The organism is Pseudomonas sp. 3A(2025) (assembly GCF_054589175.1).
In genome coordinates this window covers 448,048-466,236 of sequence record NZ_BAAILM010000095.1, presented here as the reverse complement: position 1 = coordinate 466,236, position 18,189 = coordinate 448,048, and the positions used below count along the sequence as shown (strand labels likewise).

15 protein-coding genes are annotated in these 18,189 nt (G+C 63.1%); 8 read left to right on the top strand and 7 right to left on the bottom strand.

Annotated elements, in window-relative coordinates; translation table 11 throughout:
* Positions 1-981, bottom strand: a 981-nt coding sequence (locus ACYP2A_RS25755; protein WP_459748744.1) for a filamentous hemagglutinin N-terminal domain-containing protein, incomplete at its 3' end; no start/stop codon positions are given.
* Positions 982-1,003: 22 nt separating this feature from the next.
* On the bottom strand, positions 1,004-2,707 hold the full coding sequence (locus ACYP2A_RS25750; protein ID WP_459748743.1) for a ShlB/FhaC/HecB family hemolysin secretion/activation protein: 1,704 nt from the start codon (positions 2,705-2,707) through the stop codon (positions 1,004-1,006).
* Between the two features lie 202 nt (positions 2,708-2,909).
* Here ACYP2A_RS25750 and ACYP2A_RS25745 point away from each other — a divergent pair, with 202 nt between their 5' ends.
* Positions 2,910-3,908 (top strand): DUF1853 family protein, encoded by a 999-nt coding sequence (locus ACYP2A_RS25745; protein ID WP_459748742.1) that lies wholly within the window; start codon positions 2,910-2,912, stop codon positions 3,906-3,908.
* Between the two features lie 251 nt (positions 3,909-4,159).
* Here the strand turns inward: ACYP2A_RS25745 and ACYP2A_RS25740 are convergent, their stop codons facing one another.
* From ACYP2A_RS25740 to ACYP2A_RS25725, 4 genes are all read right to left on the bottom strand, one after another.
* On the bottom strand, positions 4,160-5,371 hold the full coding sequence (locus tag ACYP2A_RS25740; RefSeq protein WP_459748741.1) for an MFS transporter: 1,212 nt from the start codon (positions 5,369-5,371) through the stop codon (positions 4,160-4,162).
* A gap of 179 nt (positions 5,372-5,550) precedes the next feature.
* The gene (locus tag ACYP2A_RS25735) at positions 5,551-6,888 is read right to left on the bottom strand and encodes an MFS transporter (RefSeq protein WP_459748740.1); all 1,338 of its coding nucleotides are present in this window, start codon (positions 6,886-6,888) and stop codon (positions 5,551-5,553) included.
* A gap of 121 nt (positions 6,889-7,009) precedes the next feature.
* The gene (locus ACYP2A_RS25730; protein ID WP_459748739.1) at positions 7,010-7,921 is read right to left on the bottom strand and encodes a 1-aminocyclopropane-1-carboxylate deaminase/D-cysteine desulfhydrase; all 912 of its coding nucleotides are present in this window, start codon (positions 7,919-7,921) and stop codon (positions 7,010-7,012) included.
* A 32-nt stretch (positions 7,922-7,953) separates the two neighbouring features.
* Positions 7,954-9,990 (bottom strand): oxidoreductase, encoded by a 2,037-nt coding sequence (locus tag ACYP2A_RS25725; RefSeq protein WP_459748738.1) that lies wholly within the window; start codon positions 9,988-9,990, stop codon positions 7,954-7,956.
* Between the two features lie 208 nt (positions 9,991-10,198).
* Here ACYP2A_RS25725 and ACYP2A_RS25720 point away from each other — a divergent pair, with 208 nt between their 5' ends.
* The 4 genes from ACYP2A_RS25720 to ACYP2A_RS25705 all read left to right on the top strand — a co-directional run bounded on the left by ACYP2A_RS25720 (position 10,199) and on the right by ACYP2A_RS25705 (position 15,532).
* A complete protein-coding gene (locus ACYP2A_RS25720) occupies positions 10,199-11,338 on the top strand; it encodes a carbon-nitrogen hydrolase family protein (protein ID WP_459748737.1) in 1,140 nt (379 codons plus the stop codon).
* The gene (locus ACYP2A_RS25715; RefSeq protein ID WP_459748736.1) at positions 11,335-12,384 is read left to right on the top strand and encodes an AraC family transcriptional regulator; all 1,050 of its coding nucleotides are present in this window, start codon (positions 11,335-11,337) and stop codon (positions 12,382-12,384) included. Before ACYP2A_RS25720 ends, ACYP2A_RS25715 begins: the two co-directional genes overlap by 4 nt.
* A 505-nt stretch (positions 12,385-12,889) precedes the next feature.
* A complete protein-coding gene (gene ilvA / locus ACYP2A_RS25710; RefSeq protein ID WP_459748735.1) occupies positions 12,890-14,425 on the top strand; it encodes a threonine ammonia-lyase, biosynthetic in 1,536 nt (511 codons plus the stop codon).
* 63 nt (positions 14,426-14,488) lie between these two features.
* Positions 14,489-15,532 carry a DNA topoisomerase IB gene (locus tag ACYP2A_RS25705; RefSeq protein WP_459748734.1) on the top strand — a complete coding sequence of 348 codons (1,044 nt, stop codon included), beginning with the start codon at positions 14,489-14,491 and terminating at the stop codon, positions 15,530-15,532.
* Between the two features lie 3 nt (positions 15,533-15,535).
* On the opposite strand, the gene ACYP2A_RS25700 is transcribed toward ACYP2A_RS25705, so the two are convergent.
* Entirely contained in the window at positions 15,536-16,459 is a 924-nt protein-coding gene (locus ACYP2A_RS25700) for a DUF2242 domain-containing protein (protein ID WP_459748733.1), read from the bottom strand.
* Positions 16,460-16,712: 253 nt separating this feature from the next.
* Between ACYP2A_RS25700 and ACYP2A_RS25695 the strand changes: the two genes are divergently transcribed.
* From ACYP2A_RS25695 to ACYP2A_RS25685, 3 genes are all read left to right on the top strand, one after another.
* The gene (locus ACYP2A_RS25695; protein WP_459748732.1) at positions 16,713-17,510 is read left to right on the top strand and encodes an IclR family transcriptional regulator; all 798 of its coding nucleotides are present in this window, start codon (positions 16,713-16,715) and stop codon (positions 17,508-17,510) included.
* Positions 17,511-17,611: 101 nt separating this feature from the next.
* A complete protein-coding gene (locus ACYP2A_RS25690) occupies positions 17,612-17,815 on the top strand; it encodes a type II toxin-antitoxin system VapB family antitoxin (protein ID WP_459748731.1) in 204 nt (67 codons plus the stop codon).
* A complete protein-coding gene (locus ACYP2A_RS25685) occupies positions 17,812-18,180 on the top strand; it encodes a type II toxin-antitoxin system VapC family toxin (protein WP_459748730.1) in 369 nt (122 codons plus the stop codon). Before ACYP2A_RS25690 ends, ACYP2A_RS25685 begins: the two co-directional genes overlap by 4 nt.
* The last annotated feature ends 9 nt before the right edge of the window (positions 18,181-18,189 follow it).

Below are 18,189 nucleotides of genomic sequence, written 5' to 3'. Positions count from 1 at the left end.
TTTGCCACTGGCCTCAAGATTCAGTTGGCCACCGGCGTAGGCAGGGCCGGTCACGGTAATGTCGCGGGCCTTGGCGGCGATGTTGCCGCTGGCGGCGCTTTGGCCGAGGGTCAACTGGCCGTTGACGTCGATCTGGATATCGCCACCACTGGCGGCCAGGTCGCCGGCCAGCCTGACGCCGACGCCGGCTTCGGTGCCCACCAGTTTGACCGCGCCGGCGTACATGCCGCCCAGCGCCGAGCTGTCGATGGCCAGTTCCGGTTTGGCGCTGCCGTCGTCGGGCAGCGCGGTGGCGGCCAGGGTCTGGGCATCGACGTCGTTGCGCCCGGCGACGATGTTGAGTTTCTTCGCGTGCAACTGGGCGTTGATTTTCGCGCTGCGGGTGATGATGTCGAACTGATCGACATTGGTCGCATTCAGCCCGGCGCCGTCGATGCTGATGCTGCCACCCTGCACGTTGAAGCGCTGCAACTGGCCGCTGGCATCGATCACCGGTTTGCCGGTGGTCAGGGTTACTTGCGGGGTGTTGATGAAGCCGCAACCGTTGCAGCTGATGCCGTGCGGGTTGGCGACGATGACCCGCGCCGACTGCCCGGCGACTTCGGTGTAGCCGTTGAGCTGGCTGGCGTTGGCGCCGGTCACTTCGTTGAGGATGGTGCCCGCCGCCCGGCCTTGCAGGTTGGGGTTGCCAACCACGATGCCGCCCAGTTGCGTGCCCTGGGTCGGATTGGTGGCGTTGTTGAGGATCACGCCCTTGCTGTCGACGTTGTACTGCTGAAACTGGTTATGCGACAGCCCGCTGCCGTTGGGGGCGGCGATGTTCACCACCGGCACGCCGTTGCCGGCCTGGCCGACCTGGGTCGCCGGATTGCTGGCGACGATGCCTTGGGCCTGTACCAGCAGGGGTTGCCAGAACAGCGCGTTGGCCAGAATCAGTGCCAGGCCGCGTTTGGGCATGCCCCAGAAACGATGAACATCCATGTGAAACCTCAAAACGATGTAATTACAGGAACAGGTCGAGACTGAAATAGATCGGCGTTTCGCGCTCGATCACGTCGGGACGTTCAAGGGAATGGGCGAAGGTCACCGAGGCAGCGGCGTGCTGGCCTCGGGCATACAGTTCCAGCGAGTGGCTGGACAGGCGGCCGTGTTCTTCGCCGTTGTAGCGGTTGTTGCGGATCACGCCCTGGTCGTAGCCAATCGCCGCGCCGTATTCGACGAAGGCCGGGCGCATCCAGTCCAGCGTCACCGGGCGGGCCAGGCGCAGTTCGTTGCGCCAGTAGCCGCCGCTGTCGCCGGCCAGAAACTGGTCCTTGTAGCCGCGCACCGAGGATGAGCCACCGAGGCTCAGGCGCTGCGGGCTGAACAGCGGGTCTTCGCTGCGTTGCCCGGTGGCCAGGCTGGTGAAGGTCAACTGCTCGCCGCCCAGCTGGAACGGGTGCAGGTAGCTCAAGGTGCCGGTGTATTTGCGGTAGCGCGCGTCGGGTTCGCCGGGGCCTGGGTGATGGCGGCCTTGCGCATCCAGCGCGCCGATGCCCTGCTGCACGCCCAGGTCGAGGTTGACGAACGCCGAGCCCACGCGCCGGCCGTGGTTGATGCCGAACTGCGCTTCAGTAATGCGGTTGCTGCTCAGCGCCAGCTTGCTGTCTTCGACATAGTTGTTGGTGCGCACATGGGCAAGACCCACGTTGAGCGCGGTCTTGCTCAGCGCATCGCGATGCACCACGCGCTCGGCACGAAACTGGTGGTTCTGGCTGTCGCCGTCCTGCTTGAAGGTAAAACCATCGCCCTGGCCGCGCGCGCGATATTCGCTTTCGCTGTACAGGTAGCTGAAGGTCCACCAGCCCAGCGGCAAGTTGTAGGCCAGCACGCCGTTGCGCGAGGTTTTCTGGTGATCGCTGATCGCGTCATGCCCGCCGCGCAGGCTGAGCTGATCGGCCAGGCCCAGCGGGCTGTCCCACTCAAGGCCGGCATTCCATTGCTGCTCGCCGGTGCTGCGCTGGCCGTCGTTGTTGCGCGACAACGAGACGCGCCAGGGTTTGAGCGCGGTGTTGTTGACCACCACGTCGCTGCCGCCGACCTGCTGGCCGGGGGTCAGCTCCAGCCGCGCCTGTTTCGAGGGCAGGCGGTTGAGCTGGTCGACCATTTGTTCCAGCTCGCGCAGGTTGACCACCTCGCCTTCCTTGCCCGGAAAGGTCATGGCCAGCTCCCGCGCCGACAGGTCGCTGCCGGCCTCGCTGCGCAGTTTTTCCAGCTTGCCTTCGATGACCAGAATCTGCAGATCGCCCTTCGACAAATCCTGCTGCGGCAGGTACGCGCGGGTGGTCACCAGGCCTTTGTCGAGGTAGCGGTTGGTAATGGCCTTGAGCAGTTCATTGAGTTGCGTAACGCCCAGGCATTGGCCTTGGTACGGCGCGATCAGGCGCTGGCGTTCGGCCTCGGACAATGAGTCGGCGCCCTTGAGTTCGATGTGCTTGATGTCGAAGCAGCGCGTGTCGACCGGCGCGGCAGGCGCCTGCGGGGTGGCCTGTTTGCCGGGCAAGTCCTTGAGTTCTTCAAGGCGTCGGCGCTGTTCTTGTAGAAGGCGGTCCTGGCGGTCGCGGATCAAGTCCTGCTCGCCGGGCGTGGCTGCCATGACGGGTGAAACAGCACCCAGGCTCAAAATCAGGCCGCACAGAGTCGGCCATGTCCGTGACGTGGCAAGCATGTGTAATCCATTAGCGATGGCGCGAGGCGTGCAATCCGCCTGCTGAGTGAGTTCAGAAAGGTCTGAACGAGATGCGTTTGTGTATCCAGCGTGTAAAAGACCACTTACAAACAGGAAAATTCCCACACGCAGCCCTGGCTGTGAGCTGTGTCACAGTTTTTATCCAGCGCACTTACCAAAGAACGTGGGCTATTCTCGGCGCATGACTCTATTCCCCAGCCTCATCGATCTGCCCCGCCAGTTACGCCATCCCGCCGTCCGCGATCTGGCCTGGGTGATCATCGCTCCGCCCATGCTGGCACACACGCCCTGGCCGCAGCGCCATCCCTTGAGCGCCAGCGACTGGGTGCAGGCGCCGCAGCAACTGGCCGGTTTTCTTGCGAATCTGGACCGCGACCCGGGCCTGCTGGAGCAGTGGCTGGCGCAGGCGACCACGCACCGGCTGGGCCGCTATTACGAGCATCTTTGGCAGTTTGCAATTGAGCAGGCTCCGGGCGTCGAGATCATTGCCGCCAACCTGCCGATCCGCCTGGAGGGCCACACGCTGGGCGAGCTGGACCTGTTGCTGCGTGATCGCGATGGCGTGCATCACGTCGAGCTGGCGATCAAGCTGTATCTGGGACCGCAGGACGGTGACGGCAGCGACCCGGCCAACTGGCTGGGGCCGGGCTCCAACGACCGCCTGGACCGAAAACTGGCGCGTTTGACTGAGCACCAGTTGCCGATGTCGGCACGCCCGCAAAGCCGCGCCTGCCTGAACGAACTGGGCATCGACGGGTTCAGTGCCGAGCTGTGGCTGGGCGGTTATCTGCTGTACCCGTGGCCCGGTGAAGCGCAGCCACCGAGGGGGGCGCACGCGCAACACTTGCAGGGTCGCTGGTTGCATCAACGCGACTGGCCGGCGTTTATCGCCCAGAGCCTACCGGGCTGCTGGCAGCCCTTGCCACGCCAGGCCTGGCTGGCGCCGGCACGTTATGAACAGGCCTGGCGTGCAGAACAGATGCACATCTGGCTCGAACAGCTCGACCCGCTGGCGCCGGCGCAGTTACTGGTGCGTCTGGAACAACAGGCCGCTGGCGACTGGCACGAGGCCGAGCGGCTGTTTCTGGTATCGGATGCCTGGCCGGCGCTGGTGGATACCAGTCGCCGGGGCGTGCCTGTGCCGGACTCGCAGGAGCTGCCGGGCGGCGATCCGCTTTAGCTGCGAACCGCGTCGCCATCGTTCCCGACTGAAGTCGGTCCTACCGTCCTACGGTCTTGCGCACGGGTTATTTCTTCATGCATGGCAGTGCCTGCGCCGGTGGACACCACGCGCCGGGGCGTGCCTGTGCCGGACTCGTAGGAGCTGCCGGGCGGCGATCCGCTTTAGCTGCGAACCGCGTCGCCACCGTTCCCGACTGAAGTCGGTCCTACGATCCTACCGTCCTACGGTCCTACGGTCCTGCGTACGGGTTATTTCTTCATGCGCGGCAGCAGGACGGTCAGGATGCCCAGCAGCGGCAGGAACGAGCACAGGTGATACACGTAGTTGATGCCGTGGCTGTCGGCCAGTAACCCAAGGGTGGCCGCGCCGATGCCGCTCAGGCCGAACATCAGGCCGAAGAAGATCCCGGCGATCATGCCGACGTTGCCCGGCACCAGTTCCTGCGCGTAGACCACGATGGCCGAGAACGCCGAGGCCAGGATAAAGCCGATGATCACGCTCAGCACGCTGGTCCAGAACAGGTCGGCATACGGCAGCGCCAGGGTGAACGGCGCGGCACCGAGGATCGAGAACCAGATGACCGCCTTGCGGCCGATCTTGTCGCCGATCGGGCCACCGAAGAAAGTCCCCGCCGCCACCGCCCCCAGGAACAGGAACAGATGCAACTGCGAGCTGCGCACCGACAGGTCGAATTTCTCGATCAGGTAGAAGGTGTAATAGCTGGTCAGGCTGGTCATGTACCAGAACTTGGAGAAGATCAGCAGCGCCAGGATCACCAGCGAAAAGATCACCTGCCGGCGCGACAAGCCATGGGTCGCGGCCTGCCCGGATTTCAGTTTGAACAGAGTCAAGTGCGCTTTGTACCAGCGACTAATGGCCCACAGCAGGCCCAGCGCCAGCAGCGCAATGACGCCGATGAGGGCGACATTACCCTGGCCGAACGGAATGATGATCGCCGCCGCCAGCAACGGGCCGATAGCCGTGCCGGTGTTGCCGCCGACCTGAAAGGTCGACTGCGCCAGGCCAAACCTGCCGCCTGACGCCAGCCGGGCAATGCGCGACGCTTCGGGGTGGAAGGTCGACGAGCCAATGCCGATCAATGCCGAAGCAAGGAGGATCATCTCGAAGCTGCCAGCCATCGACATCATCACGATGCCAATCAGGGTACACACCGAGCCCAGCGGCAATACCAGCGGGTTGGGATGGCGGTCGGTGTAATAACCAACCCAGGGTTGGAGCAGCGAGGCGGTGATCTGGAACGTCATGGTGATCATGCCGATCTGCGCAAAGCTCAGGTCATAGCTGGCCTTGAGCATGGGATAGATGGACGGCAGGATCGCCTGGATCAGGTCATTGATAAGGTGAGCCAGGGCCACGGCGCCAATGATGCGCATGACCAGCGGGCTGGATTGAGGGGCCGTCGAAGCCGCCGCAGGGGCGGATTGGGCACTGAGCGACATGAGGAATCATCCTGAAATCAAGTGGCAGAAGCCCTTGAAGGGATGATTACAAGATGTGTCATTCACTCCAGAGGCGCGTCAATGTGCCATTTTTCGGTGCAGGGACGCCATGTTTTCTTGCCGTTTTTGCGACAGGGCCGTCGGCTGCACAGCCCTGTCGGTGTCGTTTGTAGACAGTGTCACGCGATAGAACTCGCCACCGGCTGTTTGTCCATCGACGGCACGTCGTGTAGCGAAATGCGTGAGGTTTCCGGCAGTGCCAGGCCGCCGATCAGCGCCAGCAGCGCGACGGCCACCAGATAGAACGCCGGCGCCAGGTTGCTGCCGGTGGTCGAAATCAGCCAGGTGGCCACCAGCGGCGCGGTGCCGCCAAACAGGGTGTAGGCCATGTTGTAGGTGATCGCCGAGGCGGTGTAGCGCGTGCGGGTCGGGAACACTTCCGACAGCAGCGCGGCGGTAACCACGCCGCTGAGCACGGCGCCAATGGCGAGCAGCATCACGCCCAGCACGGAGGCGGCGAACGAGCCGGAACTAGCCATCAGGAATGACGGCAATACGGCCACGATCAATAGCGCGCAGGTGGTGACGATGGTCTTGCGCCGCCCCACCTTGTCGGAGAAGGCGCCGGCCAGCGGGCAGATGGCGGCGGCGAACAGCAAGGCAATGAGCGCCACCAGCAAGGACGTGGCGCGGCTCAGGCCGCCGGCGACTTGCAGGTAGGTCGCAAAGTAGGTGGTGAAGGTATAGAACGACAGCGCCGTCAGCGACACGAAAGCGCCCAGACAGAGCATGGGCCGGCCGTGGTGCAACAAGGTTTCCTTCAAGGGCGAATGCGCCACTGCATGTTCGTCGCTGACCGCCTGGAAGGCCGGGGTTTCATCCAGTTGCCAGCGCAGGTAAAGGCCGATCAGGCCCATGGGCGCGGCGATCAGGAACGGCAGGCGCCAGCCCCAACTGGCCATGACCTCGGCCGATAACGAGGCTTCCAGCACATAGGCAAACACGGCGGCGCAGGCGAAGGCGGAGAAGGTCGAGACCGGCAGGAAGCTGCCATACCAGGCGCGCTTGTCGTTCGGCGCATGCTCCATGACATAAGCGCAGGCGCCGGCATATTCACCGCCGGCAGAAAAGCCTTGGGCGCAGCGAATCAGGGTCAGCAGGATGGGCGCCATCACGCCGATGCTGGCGTAGGTCGGCAACACGCCAATCAGAGTGGTGGCGCCGGCCATCAACAGGATGGTCATGGCCAGGGTGCGCTTGCGGCCGATGCGGTCGCCGAGCATGCCGAAGAAAATGCCGCCCAGCGGCCGGAAGGCGAAGGCCACGGCGAACACGGCAAAGGTTTTCAACAGCGCTACGCTGGGGTCGCCGCTGGGGAAGAACAGCAAGGCGATGGTGGTGGCCAGAAAGCCGTAGACGGCAAAGTCGAACCACTCGACGAAGTTGCCGATGGCAGCCGCGACGATGACTTTTCTCAGGGTGGCAGGATCGACCTGCTCGACAGCGGTGGTTGTCATGCGGACCTCGGCGGGATAATCGGGACTGAATCGATTATCCGCAGGCTGTCGGGCCTGCCTCGCTCTGAAAGGGGCATCGACGTATCCGAGGCCGACATTGTTTGCCACGCAGCAGAGCGTTTTACCCGTTCAAGGCGCGGCGGCCTTGCAGGCCGCCGGTGTGGACGAAGATCAGCCGTGTACCGGGTGCGAAGCGGTCCTGGACAACGGCATCGTGCAGCGCCAGCAGGGCTTTGCCGGTGTACAGCGGCTCCAGCGGCACGCCGCTGTGTGCCTCGCTGTCCTGGATGAACGCCAGCAAGCGGGCATCGGTTCTGGCAAAGCCGCCACGGCTGGCATCCAGCAGTTCATAGCCGTGATCGGGCTGCTCAACAAGGGCTGCGACGTTACCGGCCACGCCGTGATCGTCCGGCACGGCCAGTGCGCCGTAAACCGGGTGCGCGCCAGCCTCGGCGCGGACCAGCCCGGCCAGGGTGGTGCCGGTGCCGGCGGCCAGCCACCAGCCGTGGTAATCGTCCCAGCCCAGCGCGGCCAATTGCTTGCGAGCCTGCCTGACGATGTCCGCACAGCCGACCGTGCCGGCCAGTCCGCCACCACCTTCGGCAATCGGGTACAGGTCCGGGTATTGCGCCTGCCAGGGTTGCCAGAAACCGGCCTGATGGCGCTCGCGGTAGCCGGCATAACCCAGCCAGTGCAGTTGCATGCCGAACGCCTGAAGATCCTGCACCGTGGGCGTTTGCTGCGCATGGCCGCGCAGCAGGCCGACGGTCGGGAAACCGAAGCGCTTACCCGCAGCCGCCATCGCGTGCAGGTGGTTGGAGTGCGCGCCACCCAGACTGATCAGGCCTGTCGCGCCCTGCTTTAATCCGATCTGCAAATGCTCGCGCAGCTTGAACCACTTGTTGCCGCTGATCAGCGGGTCGATCAGGTCCAGACGCAGGATCGCCACCTCGACCCCGGCCTGTTGCAACCAGGGCAGGGTCAAGGGTTGCAACGGGGCCTGGGGCTGCCAGGTCAGGGCGGTGTGGATCATGAATAGGCCGGTCAGTCGCAAGGCCGCTGAGTTTACAACGCGGCCGCCATTCGTGAACCCTGATCGATGGCGCGCTTGGCGTCCAGTTCGCTGGCGACATCGGCGCCACCGATCAGGTGCACGCTTTGCCCGCCTTCGACCAGCGCGTCATGCAGCTCGCGCAGCGGGTCCTGGCCTGCGCAGATGACGATGTTGTCCACCGCCAGCACCTGAGGCTCGCCCTCGCCGATGCGAATATGCAGGCCGGCATCGTCGATGTGCAGGTATTGCACGCCGCTGAGCATCTGCACCTGACGGTTTTTCAGGCCGGTGCGGTGAATCCAGCCGGTGGTCTTGCCCAGCCCGTCGCCGACCTTGGACGCCTTGCGCTGCATGAGAAACACTTCACGGGCCGGCGCTTCGACTTCGGGCGTGATACCGGTCACGCCGCCACGTGCCTGCAGGTGCGTATCGATGCCCCACTCCTTCCAGAATGCCTCGCGGTTCAGGCTGGTCGAGGTGCCTTGATGGACGAGAAACTCCGAAACGTCGAAACCGATGCCGCCCGCGCCGATCACCGCCACCCGCTGCCCGACCGGACGGTGCTGGCCGATCACTTCCAGGTAGCTCAGCACCTTGGGATGTTCGATGCCTGGAATCGCAGGCTTTCGTGGGGTAATGCCAGTGGCCAGCAACACCTCATCAAAGCCTTGCGCCAGCAGGTCCTGCGCCGTCACGCGGGTATTGAGGCGGACATCCACGCCGCTGCTTTGCAGCAGGCGGCCGAAATAGCGCAGGGTTTCAAAGAACTCTTCCTTGCCCGGAATCTGCTTGGCGATATTGAACTGGCCGCCGATCTCGCTGGCTGACTCGAACAGCGTGACCTGATGCCCACGCCCCGCCGCCACGGTGGCAGCGGCCAGCCCGGCAGGGCCGGCACCGACCACAGCAATGCGCCTGGGCTGCGCGGTGGGCACGTAGTTGAGTTCGGTTTCATGGCAGGCACGCGGGTTGACCAGGCAACTGGTCAGCTTGCCGGCAAAGATATGGTCCAGGCAGGCCTGGTTGCAGCCGATGCAGGTGTTGATGTCGGCGGCGCGCCCGGCAGCGGCCTTGTTGATGAACTCCGGGTCGGCCAGAAACGGTCGGGCCATGGAGACCATGTCGGCATCGCCTTCACTGAGGATCTGCTCGGCGACTTCTGGCGTGTTGATGCGGTTGGTGGTGATCAACGGAATGCTCACCGCGCCCTTGAGGTGCGCGGTGACTTTGCTGAAGGCGGCGCGCGGCACTTTGGTGGCGATGGTCGGAATGCGCGCTTCATGCCAGCCGATACCGGTGTTGATCAGGGTGGCGCCGACGCGCTCGACCGCTTGGGCCAGCAGCACGATTTCGTCCCAGTCGCTGCCGCCTTCGACCAGATCGAGCATCGACAAGCGATAGATGATGATGAAGTCCGGCCCCGTCGCCTCGCGCACCCGGCGCACGATTTCCACCGGCAGGCGCATGCGGTTTTCATAACTGCCGCCCCAGCGGTCGGTGCGCTGGTTGGTGCGCGCAGCCAGGAACTGATTGATGAAGTAGCCTTCGGACCCCATGATTTCGACGCCGTCGTAGCCGGCCTCACGCGCCAGGCTGGCGCAGGTGACGAAATCGCTGATCTGTTTTTCGATGCCCTCCTCGTCCAGCTCGCGTGGCTTGAACGGGTTGATCGGCGCCTGAATGGCGCTGGGCGCGATCAGCTTGGGGCTGTAGGCGTAGCGCCCGGTGTGCAAAATCTGCATGCAGATCTTGCTGCCGGCCGCATGCACCGCATCGGTGACGATTCGATGCTGGGCCGCTTCTTCGGAACTGGTCAGCTTGGCCGCGCCTTTGTAGGTCACGCCCTCTTCGTTAGGGGCGATGCCGCCGGTCACGATCAGGCCGACGCCGCCACGGGCGCGCTCGGCAAAGTAGGCGGCCATGCGCTCGAAACCACCGGGCTTTTCTTCCAGGCCCGTGTGCATCGAGCCCATCAGGGCGCGGTTGCGCAAGGTGGTAAACCCCAGGTCCAGCGGGGCGAGCAGGTGCGGGTAGGCGGCGGTGCTCATGGTCAGGCTCCAACGAGATCATCACGGAAAGGGTCGGGAGTCTCTAATGGCTCCCTTATCACTATGCTGCTCACAGTAAAGAGCAAGATCACGGCGCTCAATGACCGAAACTGACAACTCACTGATCCTTGTGCGCAACCGGGCTTGGCAAGCCGCCAGCCGCGCCCTACCCTAGTCGACAACTTTCCAACGCCCGTGGCTGGCCTTTATGCGTAAATTTTTCGGTCTCAGCCTTGCGCTGCTGGTCGCCGCCTTGCTGGCCAGCTATGGCGTGTGGACCACCCAGCGGCCCATGGGCCATTACCTGTCGGACCTGCGCATTCAACTGGCAGCCAACGAAGGCCAGCCCGCAGGGCGCGGTAATCTGCTGGGTATCGAGGCCGAGCTGTACCCCACCGATTATCAGGACCTGGACCGCCTGCACCGCAAGCTGGCCGCCTGGTTGCAACAGGCCTGCGATCAGGGTTTGCTCAACGACAAGACGCTGGTGGTGCTGCCCGAACACATCGGCACCTGGCTGGTGGCGGCTGGCGAGAAAAACCAGTTTTACCAGGCCGACAACATCAACACGGCGATGGAGTGGCTGGCCTGGAGCAACCCGCTGCAGTTTGCCCGCGCCCTGTTGCAGGCCGAGGGCCGGCAGCGGCTGGCCGATACGGCCCTGCGCATGAAGGCGCGGCGCATGGCCCGTGATTATCAACAGGTGTTTGGCGGCCTGGCGCGCGAGTTTTCGGTGACGCTGGTCGCCGGTTCCATCGTGCTGCCCGAGCCGCATATCGAAGAGGGCCGGCTGAAAACCGGCACCGGGCCGCTATACAACGTCAGCGTGGTGTTCGGCGCCGACGGCCAGCCGCTGGGTCAGCCGCAACGCCAGACAGCCCCCGACACCCATCAGCGCCGCTACATTCAGGGCGCGGACCCTGCCGACCTGCAGGTGTTCGACACCCCGGCCGGGCGACTGGGCGTGCTGATCGGCAGCGACAGCTGGTATGCACGCAACTATGCGCGCCTGAACACCCAGGCCGCCGAACTGATCGCGGTGCCGGCCTTTGCCCCCGATCGCCAGCGCTGGAACCAGCCCTGGCGGGCGCGCAAAGACGTCGACCTGCCAGCGGGCAGCCTCAGCGAAGGCCAGGCCTGGCAACACCTGACCCTCACCGGGCAGGCGCCGGGCAGCACGGCAAGGGCCGGCATCAGCGTGTTCATGCATGGCCAGTTCTGGGACCAGAGCAGCTTTGGCGAGAGCTTTACCCATGTGCACAAGCGCCCGTTGCCTGTGCAGTCTGCCGCGCAGCAGGTCGAACAGCGCAGCGGTGGCGGCGCGCGCATGATCAATCTGTGGTTATGAACAGCCACCGTCCGACCCTGCGCCTGGGCGATCTGTCGGTGGGTTTTATCCACAGCCTGAGCGATGCGGTGCGCAGTTACGGCCATGACCCGGCGCCGCTGCTCGAACAGTACGGCTTGAGCGCCACGCGCCTGAGTCAGGCCGGCGGGCGCTTGTCTATTGCGCGCTATATGCACTTGGGGCATGCGGCAATCGAGCTGACCGGACAGCCTGGGCTTGGGTTGCGCATGGGCAGGCTCAGCCATCTGGGCCAGATCGGGCTGGCCGGGGTTACGGCGGCACAGGCGCCGACAGTGCGCGAGGCGGCGCGGACCTTGCTGCGTTTCGAGCCGCTGTACGGCTCCAACTACCGCGGCCAGTCGAGCTTTCATGAAGACGCCGACGGCGCCTGGCTGCAGTTCTATTCCATCAGCCCGTATAACGCCTATAACCGCTTTGTCGTCGACTCGTTGCTCAGCGGCTGGCTGACGCAGTTATCCGCCGTGGCCGACCAGCCGATTCTGGCCCAGCGCATCGAAATCGAATTTGCGCCCCCCGACTACGGCGCCGACTATGCCGCACTTAGCGAACAGCCCATCGCCTTTGAGGCCGCAACCAATCGGCTGCGCCTGGACCATGCACATCTGGCATTGCGCAACCCGGCGTATTGCCCCAGTACATTCGAGCACTTGCGGCAGTTGTGCGAGCAGGAACTGGAACGCCTGACGCGCACGCGCAGCCTGCGCGAACGCATCATCGGCCTGCTGGGGCCGCTGCTGAATGGGGGACGCGAACCGGATCTTGAAGAAGTGGCGGCGCGGCTGACACTGCCGACCTGGACCTTGCGGCGCAAGCTGGCCGATGAAGGCACGCGTTTTCGGGATATTCTCAATGACACGCGGCGTGATCTGGCGATGACGTATATCCGCGATACTGAATTGGCGTTCGGCGAGATCGCCTACCTGCTGGGGTTTGCCTCGGCAGAGGCCTTTCAACGCGCCTTCAAACGCTGGAGCGGGCAGACTCCCGGGGAGTTTCGCCGCCACCAGCGCCAAAGCGCTCGCTGATCACAGCTCTGTCGCGTCGTCGGCAGGTTCCACCGGGTCGAGTTCAAAGGCGCGGTATTCGAGCAGTTCTTCCTGGTATTCGTCCATGTTGCTAGCCCTCTTGGCTTGATTCAGTGAGTCGCCCTCATTCTTTCGGGCGTTGGGTGTACTGACCGCTTGCTTGACATTAAGGTTCACATGTGAAGAAAAAATGTCACTGGCATTAAGATACGAGCCGGTCTACCCATAATTTAGCGGCAATTTAGCGGCTGCCCCGCACCACCCCGGTGCATCAACTGCCATTACGTGCATTCATGGATCAACTGGCCATTACGCTCTTGACTCACAAGCCCGTAGCGCAATACCCTCGCTGCCATGTACACATCCAAGCAAAACCTCGGCCAGATTATTATTACCGTCATTCCAGTCATGGCGGGTTAGCCGACGTTTGCAAAAAAACCCGCCCTGGAGGCGGGTTTTTACTGTCTCCCGGGCTTGAATGTTTGAACCAGGAGCCAGCGCTGCGATGAGCCACGTACAACCCGATCTGCTTAACCACTACGCCCGCAAGATCCTCACCTCCCGCGTTTACGACATCGCCATCGAAACCCCGCTGCAGGGCGCACGCCAGTTGTCCGAGCGCCTGGGCAATCAGGTGCTGCTCAAGCGTGAAGACCTGCAACCGGTGTTCTCTTTCAAGATCCGGGGCGCGTACAACAAGCTGGCGCAACTGAGTGCCGAAGAACTGGCGCGCGGCGTGGTCACCGCCTCTGCCGGCAACCACGCCCAGGGCCTGGCGCTGGCCGCCCGCGAGCTGGGCATCAAGGCCACCATCGTCATGCCCAAGACCACGCCAGAGATCAAGGTCGAAGGCGTGCGTTCGCGGGGTGCACAGGTGGTGTTGCATGGCGACTCCTTTCCCGAAGCGCTGGCACATTCACTGAAACTGGTCGACGAACAGGGTCTGGTCTATATCCACCCCTACGACGACCCGGACACCATCGCCGGCCAGGGCACGGTGGCGATGGAAATCCTCCGTCAGCAGCCGGGGCAACTGGATGCGATCTTTGTCCCGGTCGGTGGCGGCGGCCTGATCGCCGGCATTGCTGCCTACGTTAAATACCTGCGCCCGGAGATCAAGGTCATCGGCGTCGAGCCGGACGACTCCAACTGTTTGCAGGCCGCGATGGCGGCCGGCGAGCGCGTGGTGCTCAGCCAGGTCGGGTTGTTTGCCGATGGCGTGGCGGTGGCGCAGATCGGCCAGCACACCTTTGAGGTGTGCCGCCATTACGTGGATGAAGTGATCACCGTCAGCAGCGATGAGATCTGCGCCGCAATCAAGGACATCTACGACGACACCCGCTCGATCACCGAACCTGCCGGGGCCTTGGGTGTGGCGGGGATCAAGAAATACGTCGAGCAACGCGGCGTGCAGGGTCAGACCCTGGTGGCCATCGATTCCGGCGCCAACGTCAACTTCGACCGCTTGCGCCATGTCGCCGAGCGCGCCGAGCTGGGCGAAGGCCGCGAAGCGATCATCGCGGTGACCATTCCCGAGCGGCCGGGCAGCTTCAAGGCCTTTTGCGAAGCCATCGGCAAACGGCAGATCACCGAATTCAACTACCGCTACCACAGCGACCGCGAAGCGCACATTTTCGTTGGGGTGCAGACTCACCCGGACCGCGACCCGCGCCATGCGTTGATCGCCAGCCTGAGCGAACAGGGCTTTCCGGTGATCGACCTGACCGATAACGAACTGGCCAAGCTGCATATCCGCCACATGGTCGGCGGCCATTCGGAGCGGGTCAGCGATGAGCTGGTGCTGCGTTTCGAGTTCCCGGAGCGGCCGGGGGCGCTGTTCAACTTCCTCAACAAGCTCGGCGGGCGCTGGACCATCTCGATGTTCCACTACCGCAACCATGGTGCGGCCGACGGCCGAGTCGTGGCCGGGCTGGTGGTGCCCGAAGACGAGCACGATCTGGTCAAGGACACGTTGCAGGAGATTGGCTACCCGTACTGGGACGAGACGCATAACCCGGCATACCGCTTGTTTTTGGGCTAAAGATTTTTCGCACCTGTAAACGCGGCGGCGGTCCATGAAGATATCCCCTCCAGGACCTTCTTCATGCCCGACGCCATCGCCGCCGAACAGCTACCCAGCGACCTGCATTACGTCGACGACAGCCAGCCCGGTTTCAGCCGGAAAGTCCTGCGTGGCAAGTTTGCCTATTTCGATCTGGACGGCCAGCGCATCCGCGACAAGGCCGAGATCGCCCGGATCAATGCGCTGGTCATTCCCCCCGCCTACACCGACGTCTGGATTTGCGCCGACCCGCGTGGCCATTTGCAGGCCACCGGCCGCGATGCGCGTGGGCGCAAGCAGTACCGCTACCACGCACGCTGGCGCGAGATTCGCGACGAGGACAAGTACACGCGCATGATGGCCTTCGGCTCGGCCCTGCCCAAGGTGCGCAAGCAACTTGAAGCACAGATGGGCGCGCCCGGCATGGGCCGTGACAAGGTCATCGCGGCGGTGGTGATGTTGCTGGACGCGACGCTGATCCGCATCGGCAACTCGCGCTATGCCCGCGACAACCGTTCGTTCGGCCTGACCACGCTGCGTAACAAGCACGTGGACATCAAGGGTAGCGAGATTCTGTTTCAGTTTCGCGGCAAGAGTGGCGTCGAGCACCAGATCAGCATCAAGGACAGGCGCATGGCGCGGATCATCAAGCGCTGCATGGAGCTGCCGGGGCAGAACCTGTTTCAGTATCTGGACGAAGATGGCCAGCGTCACGGCATTACCTCATCGGACGTCAATGCCTACCTGCACAGCCTGACCGGCGCCGATTTCACCGCCAAGGATTACCGCACCTGGGCCGGCAGCGTGATGGCGCTGACGACCTTGCGCAAACTGGACTGGGAACCGGAGGCCGACGCGAAAAAGCACATCGTCGAGATGGTCAAGAACGTCGCCAAAGAGCTGGGCAACACACCGGCGGTGTGCCGCAAGTGCTATATCCACCCGGCGGTGCTCGAAGGTTTCGTGCTGGGCGAGCTGGCAAAACTGCCGCGCTCGCGTAAACGTCAGGGTTTGAGCGCCGAAGAAGTCGCGCTGACGGCGTTTTTACAGCAATTGCATGCGCAGAGCACGACGCAAAAACCCTAGCACTTACGGGATCGGCATGGCCTGAATCGGCTCCGCCGGTGGCTGCGTGGACGGGGCGGACAGTGGCTCTATGGTCGGTTGCTCAGTGGCAGGTTGCTCTTCTATCGCCGGCTGGTCCGTAGCGGGCTGAACGGGCTGGCTTGGCTCACCGGCAGGCATCTCAAAGGTTTCGAACTTGATCGACTCCGACTCTGCGGGCGCTGCCTGCGGCTCACTGCCGACGGCCGTTGCGGGCGATTCAGTGACCGGCTCGGCAACCACCGCCGGCACTGCCGCTGGGGCTGACAATGCAGCCGGCGCGACGGGGGCCGGTGCAGGTGCTGCCGTCGGCGCTGGAGCGACTTCTGGTACGCCCATGTCGGCCTTGGGTTTTTCGACGATATGCGCCGCCTGCTTGACCTCGGCCGGCAGGAAGTTTTCGACCAGGCCAAAAAAACGCTCGTAGAACTTGTCCGAGGCCACGGTTTCGCTGGCGACCTTGACCATCGAGTCGTCGGTGGAACCGATCGGCATCGACACCGAACCCAGCACGCCGACGCCCAGGCTGGCCGAGGTGTTGGTTTTCTTCAGCGCGTAGCGATCCTGCAGGGCGTTGGCGAACATGCTTGACGTGCCAGGACGGGTGTCGTCGGCACAGACCACGTTGAAGCTGATCTCGATATGGGTATCGCCGGTCTGCTGGAAGCTCTTGCGCCCGCTGATCATTTTCGGGTCGTTGCTGGTAATGATGTAGCCCTGGCTAAGCAGCGCCCGACGCGCCGCTTCGCAGGACGCCACGTCGCTGGCCGGGTAACTGCGCGAAAAAGTACCGGCATCGTCGAAATGCTCGTGATCGTAAATCGCCTGCTTCTTGGTGGAAGTGCAGCCTGCGGCCAGCAGCAAGGCGGCCACCCAGCATGCTGTGCGCACATTCAGAAAATTGAACATCGAGAATCCCGGGCAAAGTAGCGGCAAGACAGCCGCGACAAGACGACAACGAAAAGAGGCGACAAGTCTGCAACAAGGCAGACAAGGGATCAACGCAGAGTTGACATCGATAACGATACATTTTCTGTTTCAATTGTCCGCCCGGCAGTCATCGGGTGTTACTCGGCGCTTCACCCTGGTGCAGATCACGGCTACCCTTGCAGACCGCCGCGCCCGTGAACGCCCAGCAGACGATTCGGAACCCACAGTCACAATGGACATCTCCTCGATTCATTCCACACCCGCCCCCAGCCAGGAATCCGGCAAGGAACAGACCGCCGGCGGGCGTGTACAGGTCATTGACCGCTCCGTCGTGCTGCTGCGCACGCTGGCCGGCCTCAAGCATGGCGCCAGCGCGCTGGACCTGGCGCGCCTGACCGGTATCGACCGCACCACCATTCATCGATTGCTCAAGACCCTGACGTACTGGAGCCTGATCGAGTCGCAGCACGGCACTTACCGTCTGGGCCCGGAATGCCTGGTGTATTCGACGGCGTACCTGAACCGCCTGAACCTGCGCAAGATCGCCCTGCCTTATGCCATCGAATTGCAACGCGTGACCGGTGACCGGCAGGCCATTGTGTCGGTGTCGATTCCGGTGGGCGATCAGGTGGTGTTGATCGAGCGCATGTGGACGCCCATTACGCCGCTGAACGTGATCGTCGACTTGGCCGACCATTTCCCTCTCGACGGCAGCCCGAGCGGCCGCGCCATCCTGGCGACCTACAGCCCGGCCAGCGCCATCGCCCTGTTGGGCCTGGAACGTCACGCCAAAGCGCTGCCGGCGCTGGAGACGATTGTGCAGCAGGATCACTTTGCCTTCGGCCACAACGAGTTCAAGCCCGGCCTGTCATCGCTGGCCTACCCGATCCGCCCCAACGGCGGCCCCGCGATTGGCGCGCTGGTCGTGGCGGGTCTCGACATGGAAAGCGAAATCCACACCCAATCGGCTCTGGCCAGCCACGTACGCCGCGCCTGCGACGGGATTGCGGCGCAGTTGGGAGATGTGTAAACAAAGTGGATCCATTACCGGGCATGGACTTCGAGAATGACCGGCCGCATAATCATCAAAAATGATGCAAAAATGAATCAACTTTGATGAGAGACCGCACTATGAGAACCACGGTGACCATCGACGATGCACTCTACAAACGTGCGCTTGAAGTCGCAGATCCTGACATGGATAAAGCTGATCTTTTTCGAGAGGCAATACAGACGTTTGTCCGGGTACAAGCCGCAAAGCGTCTAGCTGCTTTGGGTTCTAGCGCTCCTTCCATGGAAGAAATACCGCGGCGTAACGCTGAGACCAGTCGATGAATGTTTTAGTCGACACTTCGGTATGGGTGAGTCATTTCCGAGACAGAGATGAGCACTTGATCGCGCTTTTACAACAAGATCGTGTGCTGATTCATCCAATGATTCTGGGGGAGATAGCGTGTGGTACTCCCCCAGAAAGAGTGAACACACTGGCGGATCTTTCCAGTCTCAGATACAGCCAGCAGCCTACTCTGGATGAGGTCATGACCTTTGTAGAACAACGTAAGCTCTACGGCATGGGCTGCGGACTGGTCGATATGGTTTTATTAGCCTCGGCAATGATGACCCACTCATTGCTTTGGACACACGATAAACGTCTTGCCCGCCTCGCTACAGCGCTGGAGATAGCCCATTTGGCTCGTTAATGCGAGTGA

Bases quoted from the DNA above. Each gene is read 5' to 3' on its own strand.
- ACYP2A_RS25750 (WP_459748743.1), bottom strand. From the start codon at position 2,707: ATGCTTGCCACGTCACGGACATGGCCGACTCTGTGCGGCCTGATTTTG.
- ACYP2A_RS25745 (WP_459748742.1), top strand. From the start codon at position 2,910: ATGACTCTATTCCCCAGCCTCATCGATCTGCCCCGCCAGTTACGCCAT.
- ACYP2A_RS25740 (WP_459748741.1), bottom strand. From the start codon at position 5,371: ATGTCGCTCAGTGCCCAATCCGCCCCTGCGGCGGCTTCGACGGCCCCT.
- ACYP2A_RS25735 (WP_459748740.1), bottom strand. From the start codon at position 6,888: ATGACAACCACCGCTGTCGAGCAGGTCGATCCTGCCACCCTGAGAAAA.
- ACYP2A_RS25730 (WP_459748739.1), bottom strand. From the start codon at position 7,921: ATGATCCACACCGCCCTGACCTGGCAGCCCCAGGCCCCGTTGCAACCC.
- ACYP2A_RS25725 (WP_459748738.1), bottom strand. From the start codon at position 9,990: ATGAGCACCGCCGCCTACCCGCACCTGCTCGCCCCGCTGGACCTGGGG.
- ACYP2A_RS25720 (WP_459748737.1), top strand. From the start codon at position 10,199: ATGCGTAAATTTTTCGGTCTCAGCCTTGCGCTGCTGGTCGCCGCCTTG.
- ACYP2A_RS25715 (WP_459748736.1), top strand. From the start codon at position 11,335: ATGAACAGCCACCGTCCGACCCTGCGCCTGGGCGATCTGTCGGTGGGT.
- ilvA (WP_459748735.1), top strand. From the start codon at position 12,890: ATGAGCCACGTACAACCCGATCTGCTTAACCACTACGCCCGCAAGATC.
- ACYP2A_RS25705 (WP_459748734.1), top strand. From the start codon at position 14,489: ATGCCCGACGCCATCGCCGCCGAACAGCTACCCAGCGACCTGCATTAC.
- ACYP2A_RS25700 (WP_459748733.1), bottom strand. From the start codon at position 16,459: ATGTTCAATTTTCTGAATGTGCGCACAGCATGCTGGGTGGCCGCCTTG.
- ACYP2A_RS25695 (WP_459748732.1), top strand. From the start codon at position 16,713: ATGGACATCTCCTCGATTCATTCCACACCCGCCCCCAGCCAGGAATCC.
- ACYP2A_RS25690 (WP_459748731.1), top strand. From the start codon at position 17,612: ATGAGAACCACGGTGACCATCGACGATGCACTCTACAAACGTGCGCTT.
- ACYP2A_RS25685 (WP_459748730.1), top strand. From the start codon at position 17,812: ATGAATGTTTTAGTCGACACTTCGGTATGGGTGAGTCATTTCCGAGAC.